The organism is Terrisporobacter glycolicus ATCC 14880 = DSM 1288 (assembly GCF_036812735.1).
Taxonomy (GTDB): Bacteria; Bacillota; Clostridia; order Peptostreptococcales; family Peptostreptococcaceae; genus Terrisporobacter; species Terrisporobacter glycolicus.
Genome location: NZ_CP117523.1, coordinates 145139 through 164501 on the forward strand (window position 1 = coordinate 145139; position 19363 = coordinate 164501).

Annotated in this window: 21 protein-coding genes and 1 other annotated feature; of the genes, 17 read left to right on the forward strand and 4 right to left on the reverse strand. The window is 27.9% G+C overall.

The features are described from left to right. Window positions 1-18 precede the first annotated feature (18 nt). Window positions 19-264: a binding site (T-box leader), on the forward strand. A gap of 23 nt (window positions 265-287) precedes the next feature. The 10 genes from metG to TEGL_RS00965 all read left to right on the forward strand — a co-directional run bounded on the left by metG (window position 288) and on the right by TEGL_RS00965 (window position 8799). Next, the gene (gene metG, locus TEGL_RS00920; RefSeq protein ID WP_278244921.1) at window positions 288-2267 is read left to right on the forward strand and encodes a methionine--tRNA ligase; all 1980 of its coding nucleotides are present in this window, start codon (window positions 288-290) and stop codon (window positions 2265-2267) included. Between the two features lie 12 nt (window positions 2268-2279). Beyond that, window positions 2280-3050 (forward strand): TatD family hydrolase, encoded by a 771-nt coding sequence (locus tag TEGL_RS00925; protein WP_018591989.1) that lies wholly within the window; start codon window positions 2280-2282, stop codon window positions 3048-3050. Window positions 3051-3337: 287 nt separating this feature from the next. Continuing rightward, window positions 3338-3712 carry a GntR family transcriptional regulator gene (locus TEGL_RS00930; protein WP_018591987.1) on the forward strand — a complete coding sequence of 125 codons (375 nt, stop codon included), beginning with the start codon at window positions 3338-3340 and terminating at the stop codon, window positions 3710-3712. A gap of 1 nt (window position 3713) precedes the next feature. Beyond that, entirely contained in the window at window positions 3714-4556 is an 843-nt protein-coding gene (locus tag TEGL_RS00935) for an ABC transporter ATP-binding protein (protein ID WP_018591986.1), read from the forward strand. Continuing rightward, complete coding sequence (locus TEGL_RS00940; RefSeq protein ID WP_018591985.1) at window positions 4549-5187, forward strand: ABC-2 transporter permease; 639 nt, start codon at window positions 4549-4551, stop codon at window positions 5185-5187. Before TEGL_RS00935 ends, TEGL_RS00940 begins: the two co-directional genes overlap by 8 nt. A 15-nt stretch (window positions 5188-5202) precedes the next feature. After that, window positions 5203-5721, forward strand: a complete 519-nt coding sequence (locus TEGL_RS00945; protein ID WP_018591984.1) for a hypothetical protein — start codon at window positions 5203-5205, stop codon at window positions 5719-5721. Window positions 5722-5805: 84 nt separating this feature from the next. After that, on the forward strand, window positions 5806-6402 hold the full coding sequence (locus TEGL_RS00950) for a DUF3793 family protein (protein ID WP_018591983.1): 597 nt from the start codon (window positions 5806-5808) through the stop codon (window positions 6400-6402). 165 nt (window positions 6403-6567) lie between these two features. Beyond that, window positions 6568-7074: a sigma-70 family RNA polymerase sigma factor gene (locus TEGL_RS00955; protein ID WP_018591982.1), complete on the forward strand. Its 507-nt coding sequence runs from the start codon at window positions 6568-6570 to the stop codon at window positions 7072-7074. A 1-nt stretch (window position 7075) separates the two neighbouring features. Further along, window positions 7076-8341: a hypothetical protein gene (locus TEGL_RS00960; protein ID WP_018591981.1), complete on the forward strand. Its 1266-nt coding sequence runs from the start codon at window positions 7076-7078 to the stop codon at window positions 8339-8341. A 20-nt stretch (window positions 8342-8361) separates the two neighbouring features. Beyond that, the gene (locus tag TEGL_RS00965) at window positions 8362-8799 is read left to right on the forward strand and encodes a hypothetical protein (RefSeq protein WP_018591980.1); all 438 of its coding nucleotides are present in this window, start codon (window positions 8362-8364) and stop codon (window positions 8797-8799) included. Window positions 8800-8854: 55 nt separating this feature from the next. Here TEGL_RS00965 and TEGL_RS00970 read toward each other — a convergent pair whose 3' ends face one another. Beyond that, the gene (locus TEGL_RS00970; RefSeq protein ID WP_018591979.1) at window positions 8855-9319 is read right to left on the reverse strand and encodes a VOC family protein; all 465 of its coding nucleotides are present in this window, start codon (window positions 9317-9319) and stop codon (window positions 8855-8857) included. Between the two features lie 419 nt (window positions 9320-9738). Between TEGL_RS00970 and TEGL_RS00975 the strand changes: the two genes are divergently transcribed. Together TEGL_RS00975 and TEGL_RS00980 are read left to right on the forward strand one after the other, a co-directional pair. Continuing rightward, window positions 9739-10389, forward strand: coding sequence for a YidC/Oxa1 family membrane protein insertase (locus TEGL_RS00975; protein ID WP_018591977.1), 651 nt, complete (start codon window positions 9739-9741; stop codon window positions 10387-10389). Between the two features lie 133 nt (window positions 10390-10522). Beyond that, window positions 10523-11632, forward strand: coding sequence for a geranylgeranyl reductase family protein (locus TEGL_RS00980; protein ID WP_018591976.1), 1110 nt, complete (start codon window positions 10523-10525; stop codon window positions 11630-11632). Between the two features lie 69 nt (window positions 11633-11701). On the opposite strand, the gene TEGL_RS00985 is transcribed toward TEGL_RS00980, so the two are convergent. Next, on the reverse strand, window positions 11702-12238 hold the full coding sequence (locus TEGL_RS00985; RefSeq protein ID WP_018591975.1) for a helix-turn-helix domain-containing protein: 537 nt from the start codon (window positions 12236-12238) through the stop codon (window positions 11702-11704). A gap of 104 nt (window positions 12239-12342) precedes the next feature. Continuing rightward, the gene (locus TEGL_RS00990) at window positions 12343-12873 is read right to left on the reverse strand and encodes a helix-turn-helix domain-containing protein (RefSeq protein ID WP_018591974.1); all 531 of its coding nucleotides are present in this window, start codon (window positions 12871-12873) and stop codon (window positions 12343-12345) included. 171 nt (window positions 12874-13044) lie between these two features. On the opposite strand from TEGL_RS00990, the gene TEGL_RS00995 reads away from it, so the two are divergent. From TEGL_RS00995 to TEGL_RS01015, 5 genes are all read left to right on the forward strand, one after another. Next, window positions 13045-13665: a DUF3786 domain-containing protein gene (locus TEGL_RS00995; protein WP_018591973.1), complete on the forward strand. Its 621-nt coding sequence runs from the start codon at window positions 13045-13047 to the stop codon at window positions 13663-13665. Window positions 13666-13790: 125 nt separating this feature from the next. Next, window positions 13791-14321, forward strand: coding sequence for a ribonuclease M5 (gene rnmV / locus TEGL_RS01000; protein ID WP_018591972.1), 531 nt, complete (start codon window positions 13791-13793; stop codon window positions 14319-14321). Between the two features lie 10 nt (window positions 14322-14331). Beyond that, window positions 14332-15204: a 16S rRNA (adenine(1518)-N(6)/adenine(1519)-N(6))-dimethyltransferase RsmA gene (gene rsmA / locus TEGL_RS01005; protein ID WP_018591971.1), complete on the forward strand. Its 873-nt coding sequence runs from the start codon at window positions 14332-14334 to the stop codon at window positions 15202-15204. A gap of 388 nt (window positions 15205-15592) precedes the next feature. After that, entirely contained in the window at window positions 15593-16843 is a 1251-nt protein-coding gene (locus tag TEGL_RS01010) for a hypothetical protein (RefSeq protein ID WP_018591970.1), read from the forward strand. Window positions 16844-16984: 141 nt separating this feature from the next. Further along, window positions 16985-17773: a hypothetical protein gene (locus tag TEGL_RS01015; RefSeq protein ID WP_018591969.1), complete on the forward strand. Its 789-nt coding sequence runs from the start codon at window positions 16985-16987 to the stop codon at window positions 17771-17773. 52 nt (window positions 17774-17825) lie between these two features. Here TEGL_RS01015 and murC read toward each other — a convergent pair whose 3' ends face one another. Next, complete coding sequence (gene murC / locus TEGL_RS01020; protein WP_018591968.1) at window positions 17826-19184, reverse strand: UDP-N-acetylmuramate--L-alanine ligase; 1359 nt, start codon at window positions 19182-19184, stop codon at window positions 17826-17828. Window positions 19185-19363 lie beyond the last annotated feature (179 nt).

Consider the following 19363-nt stretch of genomic DNA (forward strand, 5'->3'; position numbering starts at 1 on the left):
ATTTAAAAATTAAATATAATAAAAGCTGAGAAGAGAAGAGTAAGTAAGAATTTTTTCTACAGAGAGCTAGGTTAGGTGGAAGCTAGTGCTAAAAGAATTACTGAAGATGGCCTTGGAGCTTTTTATCCGAAATAATTTAGGATAAAACATTTAGACATGTTACAGTCTACTAAGATATCTATTGTGAAAATAGTGTTTTTAAGCAACGTGAAATTTTCATGATAAATAAATTAGGGTGGTACCGCGAATAATCTCGCCCCTATGGACTCCATAGTGGCGAGTTTTTTATTTATAAAAATAATGCACAAGAGGAGGAAACAAAAATGACTAAACCAACATTTTATATAACTACGCCTATATACTATCCAAGTGGTAGATTACACATAGGCCATACTTATACTACTGTGGCAACTGATGCTATGGCTAGATTTAAAAGATTTTGTGGTTATGATGTAAAATTCTTAACAGGAACAGACGAGCACGGTGAAAAAATTCAAAAGAAAGCTATAGAACAAGGTGTAAGTGAAATAGAATACTTAGATGGAATGATAGCTGGAATAAAAGATTTATGGAAGACTATGGACATATCTTATGATGATTTTATAAGAACTACAGAAGACAGACATAAGGTTATAATACAAAAGATATTCACTAAATTATATGAGCAAGGTGATATATATAAAGGTGAATATGAAGGAAGATACTGTACTCCATGTGAAAGTTTCTGGACGGAATCTCAATTATTAGAAGGAGATAAATGCCCAGACTGTGGTAGAGAAACATATTTAGCTAAAGAAGAAGCTTACTTCTTTAAATTATCTAAATACGAAGATAGATTAAGAGAATTATTCCAAAATCCTAACTTCTGTTTCCCAGAGTCAAGAAAAAATGAAATGGTTGCTAACTTCTTAGACAAAGGTCTTGAGGATTTATGTGTAACTAGAACTACATTTGACTGGGGTATAAAAGTTCCTTTTGATGAGAAACACGTAATATATGTTTGGGTAGATGCTTTATGTAACTACATAACAGCATTAGGATATTTATCAGAAAATGACTCTGAAATGAAAAAATACTGGCCGGCAAATATCCAAGTTGTTGGTAAAGAAATCATGAGATTCCATACAATAATATGGCCAGCATTATTAATGGCACTAGATTTACCAGTGCCACAGCAAGTATATGGTCATGGATGGATATTATTCGGTAATGATAAAATGAGTAAATCAAAAGGAAATATAGTTTATCCAGAGCCAATGATCGAAAGATACGGAATAGATACACTTAAATATTTCTTGCTTAGAGAATTTGCTTTCGGACAAGACGGAAGCTACACTCATAGAAACTTTGTAACAAGAATAAATACAGATCTTGCTAATGATTTAGGAAACTTAGTTAGTAGAACCGTATCAATGGTGGAAAAATACAACGATGGCATAATACCAGAAGCTGTAGAAGAAACTGAATTTGATGCAAGCTTAAAAGAGCAAGCTAAATTATCAAGAGAAATATTTGAAACTCAAATGAACAAAATGCAGTTCCATGAAGCATTAGAAGGTGCATGGAAGTTAGTAAGAAGAACTAACAAATACATTGACGAAACTATGCCATGGGCTTTAGCGAAAGACGAAGCTAACAAAGGTAAATTAGATGCAGTATTATACAACTTATGTGAATCTATAAGAATAATAGCTACATTAATAAACCCTATAATGAAAACAACTGCTAACAAAATATATGACCAAATAGGAATAGCAGGGCAAGAAGAATTAACAAATTGGGAAAGTACTAATACATTTGGTTTAATTAAACCAGGAACAAGAATACACAAAGGAGAATCTTTATTCCCAAGACTAGACATTGAGAAAGAGGTAGCAGAATTGGAAGAATTATTTGCAGAAAAAACAGAAACAGTAGAAGAAGTAGCTCCATTAGAGCACAAAGAATTTATAGGAATAGAAGAATTAGACAAAGTAGAATTAAGAGTTGGTAAAATATTATCTTGTGAAAAACATCCTAAAGCTGACAGACTTTTAGTTTCTCAAGTTAAATTAGGACCAGAAACTAGACAAATAGTATCAGGAATAGCTAAATGGTATAAGCCGGAAGAAATGGTTGGAAAAGAAGTTATAGTAGTTTGTAACTTAAAACCAGTTAAATTAAGAGGTGTTGAATCTCAAGGTATGATATTAGCTGCAGGAAATGACGGAGACGATTTAATAGTTCCAGTTGCAACTGGAGCAAATGATGGTAGTGAAGTTAGGTAAGGAGATGTAACTATGTTATTTGACTCACATGCTCACTTAAATGATGAGAGATTTGATGAAGACAGAGAAGAGTTAATCTCTTCTCTTCAAGAAAAAGGTGTAGATTTAGTAGTTAATCCAGGGGCGTGTATATCAACATCTATTAGCAGTATAGAGCTTGCTAAAAAATACAATTTTATATATGCAGCAGTTGGAGTCCACCCTCACGATGTGGGAGAACTAGATGAAACAGCTATTGATACACTTAGAAAATTAGCAACAGAAAATAAAAAAGTTGTTGCAATAGGAGAAATAGGATTAGATTATTACTATGATAATTCTCCAAGAGAAGTTCAAAAAGAATGGTTTATAAAACAAATTGAACTAGCTAACCAACTAAAGCTACCTATAATAATTCACGATAGAGATGCTCATGGAGATACTTTTGAAATAATTAAAAAGTACAAAAGTCCAGAGATAGGTTGTGTATTACATTGTTATAGCGGAAACGTAGAATTAGCTAGAGAATATATGAAGATGGGTTGTTATATATCTTTATCTGGAACAGTCACTTTTAAAAACAATAAAAAGACTAAAGAAGTAGCAAGAGAAATTCCTTTAGATAGATTATTTATAGAAACTGACTCACCATATATGGCACCAACACCACATAGAGGTAAGAGAAATGACCCTTCATTAGTACAGTTTGTAGCTGATACAATAGCTATTGAAAAAGGTGTTTCTTATGAAACAGTTTGTGAATCAACTAAAGAAAATGCGAAAAGATTCTTTAATATAAAATAATAAAAAGACTTATATCTAATCAAATGGATATAAGTCTTTTTTATATATAAATATATTTTTCATATATACATAATTGTATTAACTGTATAATATATAATTATACAGTTAATACAATTTATATAAAGGGGAGTATTCATGTTTGGTTTATCAGAACGTTCATTTAAACTAATTAATATTATTTTAGTAATGTTTGTTCCAATTATTTTAATATTTATCTTTCAGGGGGTATTTATAGCTATAAAAAATATAAAGAATAAATTTATTAAACGCAGATAAAAGGAGGGATTATGAAAGTAATTATTTCAAGTAATTCAGACTTGCCAATATATTTGCAAATCGTAAATCAAATAAAAGAGCAAATATTAAGTGGCAAAATAGAAGAAAATCAGATGTTGCCTTCTATGAGATCATTGGCAAAAGACTTAGGTATTAGTTTTATAACTACTAAAAGATCTTATGAAGAATTAGAAAAACAGGGTTTAATTAACACAGTACCAGGTAAGGGTTGTTTTGTGTCTCACTTTAATAAGGAACTAGTATATGAAGCTAAAATGAGAGAAATAGAAGACAAATTAGAAGAAGCTATAAATTTATCCAATAGTTTAGGGCTATCAAAGGATGATTTAATTGAAATTTTAGAAAGTCTTTATGAGGGGGAGTAAAATGTTAAGGTTAGAAAATGTAAGTAAGAAATTTGATAACTTTGAGTTAAAAAATATATCTTTTCATTTAGAAGAGGGATTTATCATGGGTATTATAGGTCCAAATGGATCAGGAAAAACAACTTTGATTAAATTAATAATGAGTTTATTACAAGCTGACGAGGGGAAAATTTATTTTCAAGGAAAGGATATATCAGAAAATTCTAAGGAGTTTAAAGAAAATATAGGCTTTGTTTATGATAATTTATATTTTTATGAAAATCTAAAAGTTAAAGACTTTAAAAATGTTGTGTCATCTTTTTATTCAAAGTTTGATAGTGATAAGTTTGATAATTACTTATTAAGATTCAAAATAGATAAAAATACGAAAATAAAAAATTTATCTAAAGGTCAAAATATAAAACTTATGTTGGCTAATGCTATTTCTCATGATGCGAAGTTATTGATATTAGATGAACCAACATCAGGACTTGATCCCATTTTTAGAAAAGAAATAATAGAGATACTTCAGGAAGAGTTGGAGAATGGAGATAAGAGTGTTATTATTTCAACTCATATTACTCAAGACCTAAGTAGAGCAGCAGATTACATAACTTTTATAAATAATGGAGAAATAGTATTTAGTCAAGACAAGGATACTATAAATGAAGGTTATAAAATAATTAAAGGTAGCAAAGAAGAATTAGATAGACTAGATAGTGTTCTTATAAATAGAAAAGACACACCTTATTATAGTGAAGGTTTAATTGTGGATAATAAATTAGTCGTGGATGATGAGAATATTCAAAATGCAAGTTTAGAAGATATTATTTACTATTATGGAAAGGAGTTAGGAAATGATTAACTTACTAAAAAAAGATCTAATTGCTTGCTTTAAAGCAGATATAAAAACAATAGTAAAGCTTACGGTAGGTATACTTATATTTTCGTTTATTTTGTTTCCTATAGCATCAATAATGATACCACTTTTTATAAGTTATATATTTATACTTAGAAGTTTTTATCTAGATGAACTTAATAAATGCGATTATTTCTTCAATAGTTTGCCTATAGAAAAAGAAGATATAGTTTATAGCAAATATATACTTTCTACAATAGTAATTATAATTTCTTTCGTACTCACATTTTTCTATTCAAAAATTATGAGCTATATGTGGGGATTTAATAATTTTAGTATAGATTCAGCACTATCTATTTTAAGTATGATTCTTTTCTTAATCTCAATTTTATTTCCAATAATGTTTAAGTACGGCTATAGAAAATCTTATGTATTAATAAATTTAATTATTGCAGTAATAATAATTGTAAGTATGTTTAGCTTTATGGGAAATAGCGTTGAGTCTGATGTTACAGAAAAAGTATCAGTTTTAAAAGATAATAGTTTAATTATAAAGACTGGGGTATCTATGTTTTTATATTTAATTTCAATGAGTATTTCAAATAAAATATATATAAAAAAAGAAATAGCAAGTTAAGTGGGGGATATAAAAATGAATAAAAAGTTTATAAAAGTTAGTTTAATAATATGTATACCACTAATATTATTACTTGGATCTTTTACTATGCTATCAAATAGTACTAATTATCTCGATCAATTAGATGATAGTATTAAAATAACATATAAAGATTATAAGGAAGAAAAATATAATCATGTTGTAAGTGTTATAGTAAAAAATAATTCAAAAAATATAGCTAACTTAGGAGAAATGAAGCTAAGTTTTGATTATAACTATGGAGATATAGCGGGAAATTTAGGTGAATTTTATATAAGAGGGCATGAAAAAGGTGCATGGGATGATAATAAAGTTATGGGTATAGACCCTGGAAAAGAAGAAGAAATTATTTTTAAAATTCCAAAGGGTATTAAAATAGATAAAGATTATTATAATCTAAATAGAATAATAATAGACTATGATGTTAGCTTTTTCAAGTTTAGAACAAGTGAAACTAGTTTATTCTTAGGAACGGGACAAATGGGAGGCAGTATAACTTTAGGTGAACAATATTAATTTAACATATTTCTTATTGATAACAATTATCAATTGTGATATCATATAATTGTGATAATCATTATCGATAGAGGGGGCTGTGTTATGAATTTAAATTGTAATAAAAATTGTTGTGAAAATAAATCAAATTCAATATATATAAAAAGAATACTAGAAATGATAGGTGCTGTAATTTTGGGATCAAAGCCATCAGAAATTATAAATGTACCAGGCGATAGTGAAGAGAAAAAAGCAAAGCTTGCTCAAATAGAATCTTTTTTCAGTCATTGTTCTAGAGTTACATATAGAATAATTACTACACACGATGGAGGAAAAAGGGTTTTATTCATTAATGAAAAATCTATGGAGAAAGTATTAGAAAACAAAAGATGTATAAATTTCTTGAAGTTTGTTGGGTACTCATCTGAATATAGATTAGATGAGTATATGGATGAGCTAGTGTTTAGACTTCAATCTGAAGAATTTCCACATGAAATAGGAGTATTTTTAGGATATCCACTTAAAGATGTATTAGGGTTTATGGGATACGGCAAAAATGAATTAGTAGAAATACGTAACTGGAGAATTTACGGAGACCAAAAGACTTCTTATGAAGTTTATAATAGTTTTATGAGAGATAAAGCTATTATGAAGGAAATGGTTCAAACTATGAATATAACTGAGCTAAGAAGAGCTATATAGAATTTAGAATTAACAGATATCTGCATAAAAAAGACACTATTTTATAAATAAATAGTGTCTTTTTTATATCTATTTTTAAGTTTCTATAAGTAGTGTAAAATAAAATAGAAAAATTTATAACTTTTTATTGTTTTTATCAGTCTAATATGTGAAGGGAGGCATAGTATGGATGAAAAACTAGTCAAAAAAGCAATTAGAGGAAACTTTAATGCCTATAGTATTTTAGTACACGGCTTAAAAGAGGAAGGGTATAAATTAGCATATACAATATTAAAAAATGAGCACGATAGTATGGATGCATATTTACAAGCAGTGGAAAAGGGGTTAAAAAATATTACTAATCTAAAAGAATCACAATATTTTAAAACATGGTTTTTAAAAATTGTAATAAATGAAGCAAAAAATATTATTGCTAAAAATAGTAAAGTTATTTTTTTTGATGAAATAGAAGAAAGAAGAGAAATAAATAACGAGGATAAAGAGTCTAAGCTAGACTTGGAAATATGTTTGCAAAGAGTGGAACCTCAAACTAGAGAAATGATAAAGCTTAAATATTATATGGGTTATAAGTTAGAAGAAATAGCAACAATTTTGGATGTGCCTATAGGAACGGTGAAAGGAAAAATGTATAGCGCACTTAAAGATATGAAAAAAGAGCTGGAGGTGAGATAGTATGAAAATTGATGATAAAGAAATAGAAAAATTATTAGAAGATTTTGATGGTGAAAATATAAACGTTCCTTATGAACTTGATGAAAAATTAAATGTGAAGTTGAAAGAGTTGAAGCCTAAGGAGAAATATAAAAAATGGATATCTGTATTAGTGGCATCTCTTTTAATAATAAGCGTTTCATATAGTGTAGTTCCCTCTTTTAAGACATTTGGAGATACAGTATTTAAATATATATTTGGAGATATTGGTGTAGAAAATGCAGTGAACTTTGGCTATGTTGGTTCGAAAAAACAAAATATAAAAATAGGTGACTATAATATAAGAATTGAAAATATGTATATAGATAATCTAAGAATTAGTTTTGATGCAATAATAGAAAATGATGTAGAGAATATGCCGGGTAGAAGTAGTATGTATGTTGAAGGACTTGAAAGTGATGAAATAACAATAAACAATGGAGTTTTTTATAAAGAGGACAAAAAATTAAAGGCAAATGTTTTAATAGTTGGGGATGGCGTAGCTAAAATAATAAAAAATAAAAATGAGTTAGAAGTTGAACTGAAACTAGTGAAGCATAATAATACTAAAGATGAGATATTAGGAAAATCAAAAATGACTATAGAAATACCGAAGGAAATGAAAATAAGTGAAAACATAGAAATAAATAAATCTATAAAAGAAAAAAATCTAAATTTCAATATAGAAAAAATAGAAGCGTCTCCAACTATGATGTACTTATATACTAGTGGAAAAGTAAAAGGTATAGGAAATATTCAAGGTATATATAATTTCAAGATAATATCTCATGATGGCGAATTATATAAAGAAAATATAGCATTAGCTGGAATGGCACATAAGAATGGATATAAACAGAGTATAGTTCCATCAGTTTATTATGATAAAAGCAAAACATTAAACTTAAAAGCTGAAGGAGTTCTTGTTGATGCTAATAAGAAAATAAAGATTGAATTAAATGATGATTATCCTAAAGTGATAGATTATTTTGGAACTAAAGTAACTATTAAAGAAGTTAAATATAAAAATAATAGACTAGTAGTTGAAGTTTTGAACAATGATGATATTGCTTATATGGGTGTAAGCTATATAGATAAGGATAGTACAATAGAAGGTTATTATAGTGATTCAATTCATGGGCTTATATTTGATATAGATAAAAGAGATAGTTATGATTTAGATTTAGGAATAACTCTAAAGTATAAGATACCTATAAATATGGAGATAGAAAATACGTTGATTAAAAAATAAGTTTAAAAAGGAGTATAAATATGAAAGCAGTCAAGTATATTATAAATTGTACAATAATATTGATAGTTTTATTTATAGCTGGGTGTAATCATATTAACAACAATAATATAGACCAAATTGCACTTGAAGAAGCTAAAAGAATAGTAGCTAATGAAGGATACTCTTTAGAATCACAAACACTTAGTGAGTCTGATATTTTAGTAGGAGATGCAGGTGTATTTAAATTGATAAAAGAAGCTAGCATAGAAGGTGGATATTCTAAGGATGATTTTAATTCAATGACAGAAGATAGGAGAGTAGTATCGTATAAATTAAAGGAAAAATCTAAATTTAAAGATAGACCAATAATGTTATGTTTAGTTATAGATAAAAATAAGGTAATAGGGGCCTACTTAGATTATGATGGGTATTATCCGAATATTGCACCTATTAATTTTAAAGAATATATTAAGCAGTAATAATTTATACAATCAATAAAAAATAGTAGCTTATGTAAGCTACTATTTTTATTTATTAAAGACAAGATTTTATATAATCAACAGGTACATCCATTCTAATAGCCACGTTTTCAGCAGACATTCCTTTACTTATAAATCGTCGAACTACCCTATTCATATTTTCGCCAACTTCAATAATATGTTTGTCAGGATCATAAAAACGGACAACACGCTGACCCCAGGAATGTTCAACAATAGGATGAACATAACATATTCCTGGAATTTGATTTAATTTTAGGATGAAATTATCAAAATCATCTTCTTCAAAATATAACTCACTATTATTTGCACCAAAGAAAACTTCATTTTTTGGCTTATGTATAAAACTACACCAAGACTCCTTTGTTTGAAGGGCTATTCCCCCAGTTAGAGTTACATTTGCACCAAAATCTAAAACAACATCTAAATCTAAAACAGTTGAATAAAATAGTTTAGACTTTTCCATGTCAGAAACTACTATTAATGGATTTGCAAATTTCATATTAATCACCCCTTGATTAAAATTGTGTATTAATTAAATTCTAGCTAAAAGCTGTAAGTATTGTAAACAATAAAGTTTACATAGTAATGATGATGGCTTATACTTATATTAATATTTTGATTTAATGAGGTGAATAGATGAAGTTGGATTTAGAAAATATGTTATACATATTAATCTATATGACATTTTTTCTATCAATTATAAGTTGTATAGCTTATTTTTGCAAAAAAAGAATATCTCATCAAATTGAATTTATTTTAATAAAAAATATATTTCTAGATATGTTTAAATACTCTGAGAAACTAGAACCAAAAGAATATTTTAGTTATCAAAAGTATGATATTTGGAGGTATCGTAGCTTATTCTAATTGAAATGAAACATTTTATAAACCAAATTAAAAATCAAAGGAGAGAATAAAATGAATTTCATTTCAGGTATGTTACAAGATTTATTAAATATATTATTCAGTTTTACAGGAGATTTAGGGGTTGCCATAGTAGTTATAACTTTAATGGTAAAATTAATTTTAATGCCTCTATCTTTAAAACAAAAATTTGCGATGAGAAAACAACAAGACTTGGCAGAAAAAATGAATGACATAAAAGAAAAATACAAAAATAATGCGAAGGAAATGGAAAAGCATCTGCAGGAACATTCAATGGAAACTATGAAAAGTATGATGGGATGTTCAACAATTTTACTACAAATGCCAATAGTATGTGCACTTTATCAGACATTTTTAAATATGCCAAATACGTTACCAAGTGTGTTAATACCGTGGATTAGTAGTTTAAATGTAAGTGATAATTTATTTATAATACCTTGTATATATACTTTAATTATGTTAGCTACAAATTTAATAAGTATGATACCTTATTTTAGAACAAGCTCACAAGTTATGTTTAATAAGCAAATGACTATATCTACAGTTATTATGGGATTTTTGTTAACAGCAAGAACACCTGTAGCTATAGGGTTATACTTTATAACAAGCAGTTTATATGCTTTAGTGGAGGATGTTTGCTTTAGGATATATGTAAAGAATAAAAATAATTTAAGTATAAATTAATATATGATAAATACCTGTCTAGATTATGTTTAGGCAGGTATTTTATTTTGTGAAAATTCTTCAAAAGTATAATGTTTGAATAAATGAAAACATGGAAACTATAAAAGTATAAATCTAGAAGGAGAATAAGTAAATGAACTATGATGTAGTAATCGTAGGAGCGGGTCCTGGAGGGGTAGCTGCTGCTCATAATTTAATAAACAATAATATATCTTGTATCTTAATAGATAAGCAAAAATTTCCGAGAAATAAACTTTGTGCAGGTGGAATAACTTATAAAACTTTTGAATTAATGAAAACTTTAAAGTTACACAATGAATTTAATACTGAAAACTCAGTACTAAGTGAAGGTGGTAGTTTATATTTAGAGTATAATCATATTGCGGATATAAAAACTAAAGGGTTAACTTATTTAGTAGATAGATTTGAGTTTGATGACTACTTAGTTAAAGAGTATAAGAAAAAGGATGGTATTTTTTTAGAAGGCATTGGTGTTAAGAAAATTAATATAAAAGAAAATATAATAACTTTATATGATGACCAAGAAATCAAGTTTAAATATTTAATAGGTGCTGATGGAGCTGTAGGAATAACAAGAAAGTTGGTTGATGAAAAATTTAATGCCAATGGGTTTTGTCTACAAGTGGAAATAGACAAAGATAAGTTTAGTTATGAAGGAAACAATATGTCCTTATATTATGGAATTATTCCACAAGGATATGCTTGGATTTTTCCAAAGAAAAATAGCTTTACTATTGGCTTTGGTGGAAATTATGATAAGAAAATAGATTATCATAAAGAGTTTGAAAAATTTTTAGGTAACTTAGGTATAACTTGTGAAAGAAAAGAATTTAAAGGTGCAATGCTACCTTTTGGTGAATACATAAAAACTCCGATTAATAAGGAAAGAAATTTATTATTAGTTGGAGATGCAGCTGGTTTAGTAGATCCATTTACAGGTGAGGGAATATATTTTGCCATGCTATCAGGAATAAAATCATCCAAGACGATTATTAATGCTTTAAAAACAAATGATAAAAATGAAATTGATAAATATATTGACGAAATTAATGAAATTACAAAAAGTATACGTAAAGGTGCTAAGCTTAAGAAACTAGTTTATAAATTTAGAAAGCCTGTTTTTAACGCTATGAAAAATGAGAAGTTTGGAAGTCATATATTTAATGACTGTTTGTATGAATCAAATTATGATTTATTAGAAATTATATTTCATCATAAATAAATATTTAAAAAGGGGATATATACAAGTATTTTTTCTTGTGATACATTCCCTATATTTATATAAATGTTATTAATAATCTAATTGTTTTAGACTTAGAAGAATGAAGTTATTAGATTTTTGTTTTACTTTATAAATTTTCAATTTCTTCTCAATATCTTTATCGATTTTTTCTTTTTTTTCATCAGAGAAAAGTTCTCTAATTGCATCAATAGCAGAAGCGATTACTGTGATAGTACCTGCACTTCCAAGTTCAAACCCCATCAATTCTGTTTCTGAAAGTTGTCCTCTTATCATATTATTTATTTGTTCAACTAAATCTCCTTTTATCATGATATAGTCCCATTTCCCCCACAATCCAGCTAAGAGCTCATCCTTAGTAAAGGCCTCAAATGGAGGATTTTCTTTTTCAAGTGAACTTATTTCATTTAATATATCTTCAGAAGATTTACCAAGTGTATTACCTATAGCTGATAAAACTTCATCAGAATATTTTTTTGCTTGTTTTTTAGTGTGTTTTAATAATAAATCTCTATCAATGCCAGTTTTTAAACTTACTTTATCTCTACTACAATTATTTTTTTTCAAATACATATCTAAGTAATTCATAATTAACCCCCTTGAAAATTATTAATATTATAAAATGCATTTCTATGCTTAAATAAAACTTATTTTAGATTGATTACTAAAGATGTTTCTTATAAATTTAAACATTAGTAATCTAATTGCTTCAAAGTTAAAAATACTATATCATCAGACATACTACTTAATTTATAAAGTCTAAGTTTTTTCTCAATTTCTCTATTAGTTTTGTCGCAATTACTAAATAAATCTCTTACAGCTTCTATGGCAGAAGTAAGTATAGTTATACTGCCACCACTTCCTAATTCAAATCCTAAAGTTTCTGTTTCAGTAAGTTGATTTTTCATTATATTATAAATTTCTTTTCCATAAGCCCCTTTAATAACTATGTAATCCCATTGTTCGTTTAATCCCAATAATAATTCGCCAGGATTATAAGCCTCAAATGCTGGATTCTCTTTTTCCAAAGTCAAAAGGTCATTCAATACATCACCAGGTGTTTTATTTATTGTATTAGCGATTGCTATTAGTACTTTGCCAGAGTATTTTTCAACACTTCTTTTTGTATGATTAGAAAGTAGCTGTTGGCTTACTCCTGTTTTTTTATGAATATCATATCTTTTACAATTATTTTTTTTTAAATATAAGTCTAGATAGTTCATTTGATTTCTCCTTTAAAAATTTTATTACTAAAAAATATTTTACTAATAATATATATTGTAGTGATAAAATCATAAAATGTATATTTAAAAATGAAAAAATTATAGAAAATGTTTTTAATATAAAAAATAATAGTACAATTATATTAAAGTCAATATCTGGGGGGAATAAGAATGGAGAGTAATTATAAAGTAGCATATTATAATGAGTGGAAAACACTACAAAAAAGAGATTTTAAAAATGTGGAAGAAATAAGAAATGTTATATATGACGAAGATAAGAAAGAATTTTCTATAAAAGTATTTAATAGAGAATATATCTTAAATTGTAATGATGAAACAATAAGACGAAGTGCTGATAATCATATACCAAGTGCGGAAACTGGCGTTATGATATTAAATTATTTATCTTTTACAGAAAATAATGTAGATAAAACTAACAAATGGGTAAGCCTAAAAGAAATACCAAATGGAGGGATGATGTTCTATCCAGCTTTCTATAAAAGTAGTATAGTTAGTTTAATTAATACTTTTGGTTATGATTCATCAAAATTAAGAAAGTGTGGAGAGAATCTCGGTGGAAAAGAAATAAAAATGGGTGACATAGCCTTCGAGTTTGAAGTTTTTCCAAAGGTATTTTGTCGTGTTGTAATATGGGAAGGTGATGATGAAATTGAGCCAAGTGCTACACTTTTATTTGATTCTTCAGTGCAATATATTATGCATGTGGAAAGTATAATTGGTCTGGGAGGATACGTAATTAATAAAATTATTAATGAGCTAGGAAGAGGTTAATATATGCAACCAGTTATTTTAAACCTTGATTAAATCTAGTAAAAAACGTAAAATATAAAGATATGATATTAAAGAATTGAATTTAAAATAATTATAATAAATAGATTAAAAGGTGATTATATAAAATGATAAAAGAAATAATAGTAGTTGAAGGAAGAGACGACGTTACAGCTGTAAAAAGAGCGTTAGACTGTGAACTAATAACTACTGGAGGATTTGGATTCCCTAAAGGAGTTATGGAAAGGATTAAAGCAGCCCAAGAAAGAAGAGGTGTTATAATTTTTACTGATCCAGATTTTGCAGGAGAAAAAATTAGAAAAAAAATAGCAGCAGAAGTACCAGGATGCAAGCATGCTTTTTTACCAAGAGAAGAAGCCAAAAAAGATGGAGATATAGGAATAGAAAATGCATCTCCGGAAAATATACTAAAAGCGTTAAATAAGGTTAGAACTGAAAGCATAGAAAAAAGAACTGAATTTTCACAAGTAGATTTAGTAACAAACGGACTTATAGGTAATGAAGATGCCTCTTATAGAAGAGACACTGTAGGCCAGATACTGGGAATTGGATACGGAAATGCAAAGCAATTCTTAAATAGATTAAATAACTACGGAGTTTCAAGAGAAGAATTTAATAAAGCAATAGAAAGTTTATAAGGAGACGAACATGGATAGATTATCATCACATCAGGCCACAAAAGAAGTTGTTCAAAAACATAATTTTAAGTTCTCAAAATCATTGGGACAAAACTTCTTAATAGATACAAATGTAATCGATAAAATTATTGCAGGAGCAAGAGTTAAAGAAGGAGATTATGTAATAGAAGTAGGACCAGGAATCGGAACACTTACGAAAGAAATGGGAAAAAATGCAGAGAAAGTTGTTGCAATAGAAATAGACAAAACTTTAATACCAATATTAAAAGAAACTTTATCTAATTTTCCTAATATAGAAGTAATCAACCAAGATATATTAAAAGTTGATGTACAAGAACTAGTAAAAGAAAAATTAAATGGAGGGCCGGTAAAATTAATAGCTAACCTTCCATACTACATAACTACACCAATAGTTATGAAGTTTTTAGAAGAAGATATACCAGTAACTGATATAGTTGTTATGGTTCAAAAAGAAGTTGCTGATAGAATGAATGCTAAGCCTAACACTAAGGATTACGGTGCATTATCAGTAGCAGTTCAATATTACTGTGATACAGAAATAGTTGCAAAAGCTCCGAGACATATGTTCATGCCACAACCAAATGTTGATTCAACAGTTATAGGACTTCATGTAAGAGAAGAACAAATATATCATGTAGATAATGAAGATGTATTTTTCAAAACTGTTAAAGCATCATTTGGTCAAAGAAGAAAAACTCTTCTTAATTCACTAAGTGGACTTGGATTCTTAAGTAAGGACCAAATAAAACAAGCTCTACAAGAAGCCAATATAGATGAAAAAAGAAGAGGGGAAACTTTATCAATAGAAGAGTTTGCTTCATTATCAAATGAAGTAAATAGAATTCATAATGAAAATAAATAAGTTAATTAAAGCTAGTCTTAGGACTAGCTTTTTTAATACAAAAATAAATATGTATTATTATAGTTTACAGATATATCTCTAATGGATATATATAAAAGATATATTAACTTATGATTCTGGAGACTTAGAATTAATAAAACTAATATTATATATGATGGCAGGCGTAGGAATAGGGCTAACAATTCCTCTTTTAATATGTGCAGTTAAGGCTTATAAGAACATAGCTAAATAATACAAATTATATGACATTGAACTAGAACTAATATTTTATCAATAAAATATTAGTTCTACTTTTTACATTGAAAATTTTAAGGCATATTGGTAGTACTTAATAAATAAGTTATTACATATAATTTCTTGAGAGATTATGTTAAGGGGTGAGAAACTGATGGCTACCAAAAGAAAGTTTAAAAGAGATTATATTATGCTAGAAGCTAAAGACATGAACTATAGATTTAAAGATAAGGTATCGCCAAAGGCTTTTGCAAAAATTGAAGTCACTGATGAGAAATCAGTTATAGCTTTGTATGCTGAAAATCTGAAAAATGTAAGTGAAGGTTATTCAGTAGTAGCGATAAGAAGTGACTACGAAACCATAGATTTAGGGAACTTTAATGTTAATAGTCAAGGAAAAGGTGAGTTTAGCCTGGATATGGGTGATGAGGATATAGACATAAAAGGAATAGCAGTTATACAAGATAGAGCAGTTCCACTTATAGGTTTTAAGGGGAGCAAAATAGAAAACTTTGAAGAAGTATTATTTCCTCCACAATATGAGTTTGAAGAAGTAGATGATGACGAGTATGAGTACGAAGAAGTAGAATATGTTGAGGTGGATGACGTTATTGATGACGAACCTATTGATTATGAAGATATAGATGTAGAAGAAGAAGTAGATGATGACGAGTATGAGGAATACGAGGAATATGAAGAAATAGAATATATTGAAGAAGATGAAATGAGAGATAATGAATATGAGTATGAGGAAGTTATTTATGAAGAAATTGAAGAAGATGGATATGAATACGAAGAAGTAGAGGATGAGGAATATGAGGAAGTTCATACTAATATACAATCAAAAGTGTCAGAAAAGAAAAACACTAAAAGTAGAGATGATGACTATATTGAAAAGAAAATAAACAAAGCCAAATCTGTTTTAGAAAAGCAATACACAAAAAATGCTTATGAAACAGTAAAAACAAAAACAGAGCCAACTAAAATAGCTGGTACATTATTAATGCCAAGACAAATTAAAAAAGGGTTAAAATATTTTAGAGAAGTAAAACCTTTTGTAGCAGATTATATTGATAGTACTAGATGGTGGAAAATAGAAATCAATCCAACAACTTTATGTGGTTATACAATGCCATATTTAGGTTACGTAAATTCTTTAAACTATACAATGTACAGCGATGCTGTAATGCAGTCTTATAAATATAGACACTACTTATTTGGAGTACAATATGATGAATATAATAAGAGACAATATTATATTTATGCAGTACCAGGAAGAAAAAATGAACAACCAGATAAGGGAAATACAGGATTTACAAGATATCAAGCATGCGATAATAGAAATAATTCTTTAGGTTACTGGTTATGTTTTGTTGATTGTAAAGCAAGACGAATAGTTAAATAAAATAAACGGTTTATATGATATAATACACATAAAATAGTAATTGAGCTGTAAGGAAAAGAACTATTTAAAATAAATTAATCTTAAAATTAACAACAAAACGTTATATAATAGTTATATAAAACATTTAACCGGGGGTAAGACATGGCTAGAAGAAGAAAAATAAAAAAATCAGTGTTCTTAGTTGCAGCTATTATACTATTTTTTGGTGTATATATTATATCGTTTACTCTTTTCTCTAATAAAGACAATAGTAGTAAAGATAATGCAGTGAAAATAGAAGAGCCTGAAGATAATAGATCTTTACTTAAACAATTAGAGGAAAAAGACAAGATATATTTATCTGATGGTACTGTATCAGATGTTAGAGTTGATGAGCAATTATTAGAAGAGTTAAGATACTCTTTTGAGGATATTAGCAAAATAAGAAAACCAGCATCTTATGAGTCTACTTATGAAGGATATTCAGATGACGGACTAAAGTTTTCAACAAATTTAGATGTAATAAGAATTTATACAGTCAATGAAGAAGAGTATTATAAAATTCCTGTAGCATCTAAGGACGAATTTAAAAAAATATTGGATAAGAGCATCTATACATCTTTTGACTTTATAAAGCAATATAAAACATGGAAAGAAGTTAAGATAACTTATAAAGACACAACAAAGAACTTAAGCAAGTGGAAATATGATGACTTAGCAAATACAATGGCTGCGAAGAGAGTGGTTGGTAAAGTACAACCCGAGAAAAGTAAAGAACGAAGTGATTATAATTTTGTAATTGAAATCAAAGCAGATAATTATGAAGCCAAGGTTGAAGTTATGGGAGCTAACTATGTGAAAATAGAATCTAAAGAATTAAACTCCTATTACGAAGTTCATACAGCTTTATATGATTACATTAAGGATGAGGTTTTTCAATTATCTAAATAACAATAAAAAAAGTAGAAAATTTGATGATTCAAATTTTCTACTTTTTTTATTGTTATTTAATTTCTTCAAGTAATAATTCACCTACACGATAAACAGGACCTGCACCAGCAGTTATTAGTAAATCGTTAGGTTGCATATGAGTTTTTAGATAATCAACAATATTTTCGAATTTGTTGATATATATAGCATCCACATTATTGTGATATAGTTTTTCAACTAAGTCTTTAGAATGAATATCTCCTGGATCATCTTCCCTAGCAGCATAAATATCAGTTATTATAACTTTATCTGCAGAGTAGAATGCTTCTCCAAATTCATTGAAAAGGGATTTTGTTCTACTATAAGTATGAGGTTGGAATACACACCATAAAGTAGATTTTTTAAGTTTTTTAGCAGCAGCTAAAGTTGCTTTTAATTCTGTTGGGTGATGAGCATAATCATCAACGATTAAGGCATCGTTATAAGTACCTTTAACTTCAAATCTTCTTCCAACACCTGTGTACTTTATAATGCTATTTTTCACATCTTCTGCATTTATTCCAGAAACTAAAGAAACTATTATAGCAGAAGCAGCATTGTAAATGTTGTGTACACCGGGAACTGATAATTGGAATGTTCCTAAATCTTCTCCAAAGTAAGTTAAATCAAATGATCCAAATCCATTATCATTAAAATGAATATTTTTTATGATAACGTCATTTGAAGCTTCTTTACCATACTTGATTATATTAGCCTTAACATCATGTAATATTCCATCCGTATTAGGGCTATCACCATTTATTACAAAGTGACCATCTTTAGGTAGTAATTTTCCGAATTTATTAAATGAAGCCTTAATTTCTTCTATTCCAGAAAAATAATCAAGATGATCTTCCTCTATATTTAAAACGATTGCTATTTTAGGATTAAAGTTTAAAAAACTATCTGTATACTCGCAAGCTTCTGTTATGAAGTTTTGAGAGTTACCTATTTTTACATTACCACCAATTGACTTTAAGTTACCACCAACTAAGATTGTTGGATCTAAGTTAGTTGAACCAAATATAGTTGATAACATAGAGGTAGTAGTAGTTTTTCCATGAGTACCTGAAACTGCTATTGAATTTTTATACTCTCTCATTATTTGGCCTAAAAATGCAGCTCTATTTATTGTCAGTATATTTTTGTCTTTTGCAGCCATAAGCTCTTCATTGTCTGTGTGTATAGCAGCAGTGTAAACCACCATGTCTAATCCATCAACAATGTTTTCTTTTTTTTGGCCAATATAAATTTTTGCACCTTGTGATTGAAGTTTATCTGTCATTGAAGATTTGCTCATGTCTGAGCCTGAAACTTCGTAGCCCTTATTAAGGCATATTTCAGCTAAAGCACTCATACTTATTCCGCCTATGCCGATGAAGTGTATCTTCATAATAATAAAACCACCTTTCATTTAATTTATTTCTATGAATAAGAACAATTTTTGTGGTATAATTAAATAATGTTCAATATTTTAAGTATCATATGCATATACTAATTCATATATTATAGTTTATTTATTTTTCCATAATATATGAAACATAACTAATATTATATCATATAATAAAATCT

Bases quoted from the DNA above. Each gene is read 5' to 3' on its own strand.
- rsmA (WP_018591971.1), top strand. From the start codon at position 14,332: ATGGATAGATTATCATCACATCAGGCCACAAAAGAAGTTGTTCAAAAA.
- TEGL_RS00960 (WP_018591981.1), top strand. From the start codon at position 7,076: ATGAAAATTGATGATAAAGAAATAGAAAAATTATTAGAAGATTTTGAT.
- TEGL_RS00970 (WP_018591979.1), bottom strand. From the start codon at position 9,319: ATGAAATTTGCAAATCCATTAATAGTAGTTTCTGACATGGAAAAGTCT.
- TEGL_RS00925 (WP_018591989.1), top strand. From the start codon at position 2,280: ATGTTATTTGACTCACATGCTCACTTAAATGATGAGAGATTTGATGAA.
- TEGL_RS00980 (WP_018591976.1), top strand. From the start codon at position 10,523: ATGAACTATGATGTAGTAATCGTAGGAGCGGGTCCTGGAGGGGTAGCT.
- TEGL_RS01010 (WP_018591970.1), top strand. From the start codon at position 15,593: ATGGCTACCAAAAGAAAGTTTAAAAGAGATTATATTATGCTAGAAGCT.
- TEGL_RS00990 (WP_018591974.1), bottom strand. From the start codon at position 12,873: ATGAACTATCTAGACTTATATTTAAAAAAAAATAATTGTAAAAGATAT.
- rnmV (WP_018591972.1), top strand. From the start codon at position 13,791: ATGATAAAAGAAATAATAGTAGTTGAAGGAAGAGACGACGTTACAGCT.
- TEGL_RS00955 (WP_018591982.1), top strand. From the start codon at position 6,568: ATGGATGAAAAACTAGTCAAAAAAGCAATTAGAGGAAACTTTAATGCC.
- TEGL_RS00950 (WP_018591983.1), top strand. From the start codon at position 5,806: ATGAATTTAAATTGTAATAAAAATTGTTGTGAAAATAAATCAAATTCA.
- TEGL_RS00975 (WP_018591977.1), top strand. From the start codon at position 9,739: ATGAATTTCATTTCAGGTATGTTACAAGATTTATTAAATATATTATTC.
- TEGL_RS00945 (WP_018591984.1), top strand. From the start codon at position 5,203: ATGAATAAAAAGTTTATAAAAGTTAGTTTAATAATATGTATACCACTA.
- TEGL_RS01015 (WP_018591969.1), top strand. From the start codon at position 16,985: ATGGCTAGAAGAAGAAAAATAAAAAAATCAGTGTTCTTAGTTGCAGCT.
- murC (WP_018591968.1), bottom strand. From the start codon at position 19,184: ATGAAGATACACTTCATCGGCATAGGCGGAATAAGTATGAGTGCTTTA.
- TEGL_RS00940 (WP_018591985.1), top strand. From the start codon at position 4,549: ATGATTAACTTACTAAAAAAAGATCTAATTGCTTGCTTTAAAGCAGAT.
- TEGL_RS00965 (WP_018591980.1), top strand. From the start codon at position 8,362: ATGAAAGCAGTCAAGTATATTATAAATTGTACAATAATATTGATAGTT.
- TEGL_RS00930 (WP_018591987.1), top strand. From the start codon at position 3,338: ATGAAAGTAATTATTTCAAGTAATTCAGACTTGCCAATATATTTGCAA.
- TEGL_RS00995 (WP_018591973.1), top strand. From the start codon at position 13,045: ATGGAGAGTAATTATAAAGTAGCATATTATAATGAGTGGAAAACACTA.
- TEGL_RS00935 (WP_018591986.1), top strand. From the start codon at position 3,714: ATGTTAAGGTTAGAAAATGTAAGTAAGAAATTTGATAACTTTGAGTTA.
- TEGL_RS00985 (WP_018591975.1), bottom strand. From the start codon at position 12,238: ATGAATTACTTAGATATGTATTTGAAAAAAAATAATTGTAGTAGAGAT.